The sequence below is a fragment of the Arthrobacter sp. HMWF013 genome, from assembly GCF_003061105.1.
Lineage (GTDB): Bacteria > Actinomycetota > Actinomycetes > Actinomycetales > Micrococcaceae > Arthrobacter.
The window spans coordinates 5351-6715 of sequence record NZ_QAIQ01000700.1; the positions used below are offsets into that span (position 1 = coordinate 5351).

The following is a 1365-nucleotide window of genomic DNA, read 5'->3' on the forward strand; positions in this document are numbered from 1 at the left end:
CGGAGACCGCCGTTGCGGTGGCCGTGCGGGGGCTGGGGTCAAACAGGGCCATTTCGCCGAACAGTTCGCCCGGCCCCAGGATGGCGAGCAGGGACTCCCTGCCGTCCGGAGAGGTACGGCCCAGCTTCACCTTGCCGGAGACGATGAAGTAAAGCTGGTCCCCCTGGTCGCCCTCGCGGAACACTGAGGCGCCGCGGGAAAGGTCCACCTCGGTCAGCTCATCCGTCAGCAAACGGAACGCTTCGTCGTCGAGCGTGGCGAAAAGGGGCGCTCGGCGCAGTACCTCGATGTCCATAAAATCTCCTGAATAAAAGTTTCGGCTGTGGCGCTTGTGCCATTGTTTCAGAATTTTGGCGGTTCTGTGACGTACTTGGCAGCCGATTCGCCCCGAGGAGCCAGCGCGGAGGCCTGATGGAGCCGCGGAAGGTCAAGGATCCACGCCTGCGGGCTTTTGCGTAGGGCCTGCCCCGGTGCGGCGGGAATCCACAGAATATTGTCAGCCAGCGCCACTAGAATTGGGACTCAATCGTAAATAAGGAGCCTTGGTGTTTGGCTTGACCGTTTTGGACCTGGTGCTGATCCTGGCCCTGCTGTCGTACCTGATCTATGGCCTGCGCAACGGCTTCCTGGTGACCCTGGGCGGAATCGTGGGTTTCGCCGCGGGCGCCGTGGCCGCTTTCTTTGCCGTCCCCCTGGTCAGTGACTTTGTGGAGGACTCCGGCTGGAGACTCACAGCGATCGTGGCCGCCGCCGTCGTACTGATGGCCGTGGGGCACGGCATGGGGACCATGATCGGGCGCAAAATCCGCGGGGCCGTGCGGATCCGCCCTCTGCGCGCAGCGGACCGGCTCATCGGCGGTGCAGCCAACGTGGTGGTCTCGGCACTGGTCATGTCCATGCTGGCTTTCAGCATCAGCTCCCTGGGCGTTCCGTTTGTGTCCCAGCAACTGGCCGAGTCCAAGGTCATCCGCTACATCGACGGACTGACCCCTGTTCCGGTGAAGGCCACCATGGCCCAGCTGCGTTCCACGGTGATAGGCAACGGAATTCCCACCCTGATCGAGGGGCTGGACAAGGCCCCGCAGGTAGCCGTACCGAACGCCAGCACTGATACTGCGGCGCTGAACCTCGCCGCGGAATCGGTCCTGAAAATCGCGGGAACCGCCTACCAGTGCGGCCAGAACCAGACCGGCACGGGCTTCGTGGTTTCGCCGGGCAGGGTGGTCACCAATGCGCATGTGGTGGCGGGCGTGTCGGAGCCGGTTGTTGAGCTGGCCGACGGCGGGGCGATGCCCGGGCGGGTGGTCTACTTCGACACCCGGCACGACCTCGCAGTGGTGGCCGTTGACGGACTGAGGGTAGAGC

General features: G+C 64.2%; 2 protein-coding genes. One reads left to right on the top strand and one right to left on the bottom strand.

Annotated features, from left to right (window positions below):
* Positions 1-295: cyclic nucleotide-binding domain-containing protein (locus DBR22_RS25075; protein WP_258229411.1), on the bottom strand; the 295-nt coding region annotated here is incomplete at its 3' end.
* A gap of 250 nt (positions 296-545) precedes the next feature.
* On the opposite strand from DBR22_RS25075, the gene DBR22_RS22645 reads away from it, so the two are divergent.
* Positions 546-1365, top strand: an 820-nt coding sequence (locus DBR22_RS22645) for a MarP family serine protease (RefSeq protein ID WP_108600825.1), incomplete at its 3' end; no start/stop codon positions are given.